The organism is Methanomethylovorans sp. (assembly GCF_050177135.1).
Taxonomy (GTDB): Archaea; Halobacteriota; Methanosarcinia; order Methanosarcinales; family Methanosarcinaceae; genus Methanomethylovorans.
Map to the genome: position 1 here is coordinate 1 of NZ_JBFXHJ010000185.1, position 3,837 is coordinate 3,837.

Here is a 3,837-nt window from a genome sequence, read left to right on the forward strand (position 1 = left end):
TACCATTCCCTCTATGAGAAAATCACCCAGGTTCTGGCGGGGAATGGTCTTAAAAGCCCGGAACATCAAAAAGCCAGCTGCTGCAAATATACTTGTGTATACAGCACTCCAGAAACTAAGGAACAATAATATGGTCTCAACTACGTTCTGATTTGGATTACCAACTGCCAGAGCAGGGAAGATTGAGGTAGTGATGAGGAATATTGCTGTCAGGGCAAGAAGAAGCCAAGCAACAGAGCCTCTTCTTGTGTCTTCATATACCTTTATCCAGAAATAAATAGCAGCCATTCCTCCCAAAAGGGAGATAGATATGAATACAATATGCGATATTGTAAGGTCTGAACTAAGCATTCTTACCTCCACAGGAATATATCTCTTTTAGTAAATATAATATTTTTACCATCAAATTACATTCTCTCCCTTGATTGCACTTTTAATGTAATATACTCCTGTATCCGTGTCCAGCACTACAGTGCGTCCATAATTTTTTCCCACATCTTCCGATATTATAGGTACCTTCATTTCTGAGAGCACAATTTTTGTAGCCTGTATATTTCGTTCACCAATGTTCAGGTTGGCATCGCTGTTAAAAGAGAACATCTTCGCCCCACCAGCTATTTTAGCTACCAGTCTTCTGCGCACTGCCCCGATACTTATCATTTCTTCAACGAGGTAAGGTATGCCGCTATCTGCAAATTTGGCACAGTTATCTGTAAAACGTGCATTTTCAATAGTTGGCAGCATTATGTGTAACAATCCCCCTATTTTTGTCACCGGGTCATAGAGGGCAATGCCTACACAGGATCCTAGGCCCAGAGTTGTCAATTTCTCTGGGCTGCGAGTCACAGCATAATCTGCCATTCCTACCACTATCATAGTATCAGTCGATTAATGTATCAACGGAACAGTGCATTCACTTGCTCCAAAATCAATTCAAGGGATATCGGATCGAACAGAGTGAGTAGTTTCCCATGCATATCATTACCTTTTAGTGTGAACAGAGTATCCAGAATGATAGCATGTTCCACTTCCTGGCTCATTTGAATGAGTATATTGTCCATAATGGCACCGATCATATCATATGTATGGAACGGTGCTGATGCAAAAACATCCACTTTGAGAAAATCAGAAAAGGCGGTCATATAAGTACTTCCAAGGATGTGACCCACTTCTGATATAAGGGACTCGTTCATTGGGTTCTTTATATCTGAGTTTTGTTCTTTGGTTATTGTATTGCAGATAAGTTTTGCACTTTCCGGTGGTAAAAGCATGACCATGTAACCTTTTACACCTCCGGATAACTTCATAAGGACCCCCGAAACCAGTTTATCCGCACCCCCGGAAAACTCTGCCACTTCTTCTATCTTGGCAACCTTAAGATCAGGGGTCATTATCTTTACTTCACTTCCCAGCATCGTTGCCAGAGAAGTGACTGCATTCCCTATTCCTATATTGCTTATCTCTTTTAAAGCGCTGTAATGGAAGTCCGTAAGTTTGGAAACATCATAAACCATAGGATCATCTCTTTTAGTTGAGACACCAGCATTTTCACTTTTGATATATTCGTTCTCTAGGATTAAAGGCTTTGAAAAGATCTTTGGAAGGGCCTATCAATGTTTCGGTTTTTCCCATTACAAAAAACCCGCCTTTGTTAAGACCATTGTAAAAATCCATGTATAGGCTTTCCTGGAGATGTTTTTCAAAATAGATGGTGACATTACGACAAAATATGGCATCAAAACCTGTGAGCTTTTCTCCGGAAATGAGGTCATTCCTGCGGAATTTTGCAACCTTTTTGATCTCAGCTTTTAAATGATAGCTTTCTCCATCATAATCAAAATATTTGGTGCGTATGTCAGCAGGAACTTCTTTCATCTCCACTTCTGAATACATAGCATCTTCAGCTCTTTTGATAATATCTTTGTCAATATCAGTTCCAGTGATCTGGATGTTATATCGGGAAAAATTATTACCAAGTATTTTATGCAGCAATATTGCTATGGAATAGGCTTCAACACCTATAGAGCATCCAGCACTCCATATTCGTATATTCCGAAGCCCTGTGCTTTTAGACTTTATTATAGCGGGTAGCACTTCCTTTTCCACGACTTCGTATGTTTCAGAGTTCCTGAAGAAGTTAGTGACATTCACTGTGAGCGTATCCATTAGCTGTTGATACTCATCTTTGTGAGCATTGAGATATTGCACATACTCTCCGAAGTTCTTTGAGCCGGTTGCCCTCATTCTCACGTCAATTCTTCTTTTGAAGTGTGAATCTTTGTATTGTTCACTATTGAATCCCAGATTCTTTTTAATGAGTCCTTTCAATTTCATGTATTCCTGATCTTCAGATGACTCAATTTTTAACATTTAACCAACTCCTTTAATATAGGCTCTCTTTTTAGAACATTCTACCCTTTTAGGCCACCCGCTAGCTAAAATCTATTACCCCATCATTTTTTTCATAATGGCTGCAACGATCACATCTGAAGCGCCCGGTTCAAAGAGCATATTGAACTCATTGCGGGAATTTGTAGAAGGTACATAGCCTATTCCTTTCACTACAATGAATTCATCTGCCATAGACCCTACTGTATCTTTTATAAATTTCCCGACGCCTTCCATGTCCACACATATCTCAGGTTCACCTATCTGTAGGTTGATCCCCAGGAACTCATTCACTACCCGCATATATGCAGCACATAGTCGCATTCCCATCTCCCTGAGTTTTTTTATTTCTTCTTCCTGGATCGCATGAGTAGTGCCAATTGGTTTTTTTCTGAGCAGATCGACAAAGGAGAGAGCTGAATATTTTGGTAGTAATATAAGTGTCCCTCCTGTCACATCACCATTTATCTTTAAGTGTACTCCTACAACACTTTTCTGAGTACCCTCTGAAGCTTCGTCTATGATCCTTTGCAGTGGATATATATCCACCTTTGGAATGTCTATCTTGACCTCGCGATCAACCATTTTTGACAGGGATGTAGCTAAATGCCCCATTCCTATATTCCCAGCTTCCTGAAAGGCACCCTTTGTCATTTCATCGAGTTCAGGCATGATTATGTCTCCTTAAGTATCAGACCAATGTTCCAATGTCAAGTATCAAGCAAACGGTACCGTCTCCTAGGATCGTGGCACCTGCAAATCCCTTCACGCTACGTAACACTTTGCTGTCAAGGGATTTGATTATCACTTCTTGCTGCCCCAGAAGTTCATCAACAACAAAACCAAAGTGGCTCCCCATCTTTTCTACAACTACTACAATGAGGTTCTCTTTGTCGTCGACTTCAACAGGACAATCCAGAATACTGTTAAGTCTTAAAAGCGGTAAGACCTCTCCGCGCAGCAGGATGACCTCCTGCCCTTCTATTGTCTTAATATCCTGTGATTTTATACCTACATCCCTTACCACATTGTTGAGGGGTATAGCATACGTTTCACCCGCTGTTTTTATCATCAGTGATTGGATGATCGCAATAGTAAGAGGTAATTGAAGTGTGACAATACTTCCTTCTCCAAGCACTGATCTTACTGATACATTTCCTCCCAGCGATTCGATCTTTGTCTTGGCAACATCCATTCCCACACCTCGGCCAGATACGTCTGTAATGACGCTGTTGGTGCTAAAACCGGGGAGGAATATCAGATTAAATGCTTCTTCATCAGAAAGCTTGGAAACTTCTTCTTTGCTCATCAAACCTTTCTTAACGGCAGCATCCCTTAATTTTGCAGGATCCATACCTTTTCCGTCATCCTGCACTTCAATAAGCACGGTATTTCTTTGTCGGGATGCTGCAAGGCGTACAAGTCCTTCAGGTGATTTGCCTGCTTTTG

The 3,837-nt window shown here is 40.8% G+C and carries 5 protein-coding genes and 1 pseudogene; all 6 read right to left on the reverse strand.

Annotation, left to right across the window (positions count from 1 at the left end):
* Positions 1–351 (reverse strand): annotated as a pseudogene (locus tag AB7U21_RS11090) (DUF3795 domain-containing protein); the annotation flags it as partial.
* Between the two features lie 51 nt (positions 352–402).
* Positions 403–876 (reverse strand): chemotaxis protein CheD, encoded by a 474-nt coding sequence (locus AB7U21_RS11095; RefSeq protein WP_428389064.1) that lies wholly within the window; start codon positions 874–876, stop codon positions 403–405.
* Positions 877–896: 20 nt separating this feature from the next.
* Entirely contained in the window at positions 897–1,514 is a 618-nt protein-coding gene (locus AB7U21_RS11100; protein WP_333788035.1) for a chemotaxis protein CheC, read from the reverse strand.
* A 34-nt stretch (positions 1,515–1,548) separates the two neighbouring features.
* Entirely contained in the window at positions 1,549–2,370 is an 822-nt protein-coding gene (locus tag AB7U21_RS11105) for a CheR family methyltransferase (RefSeq protein ID WP_428389067.1), read from the reverse strand.
* A 75-nt stretch (positions 2,371–2,445) separates the two neighbouring features.
* Entirely contained in the window at positions 2,446–3,060 is a 615-nt protein-coding gene (locus AB7U21_RS11110; RefSeq protein ID WP_428389069.1) for a chemotaxis protein CheC, read from the reverse strand.
* 19 nt (positions 3,061–3,079) lie between these two features.
* Positions 3,080–3,837 (reverse strand): chemotaxis protein CheA (locus AB7U21_RS11115; RefSeq protein WP_428389071.1); only part of this gene is annotated, 758 nt, incomplete at its 5' end.

Coding starts and splice junctions, on each gene's coding strand:
- AB7U21_RS11095 (WP_428389064.1), bottom strand. CDS start 876: ATGATAGTGGTAGGAATGGCAGATTATGCTGTGACTCGCAGCCCAGAG.
- AB7U21_RS11100 (WP_333788035.1), bottom strand. CDS start 1,514: ATGGTTTATGATGTTTCCAAACTTACGGACTTCCATTACAGCGCTTTA.
- AB7U21_RS11105 (WP_428389067.1), bottom strand. CDS start 2,370: ATGTTAAAAATTGAGTCATCTGAAGATCAGGAATACATGAAATTGAAA.
- AB7U21_RS11110 (WP_428389069.1), bottom strand. CDS start 3,060: ATGCCTGAACTCGATGAAATGACAAAGGGTGCCTTTCAGGAAGCTGGG.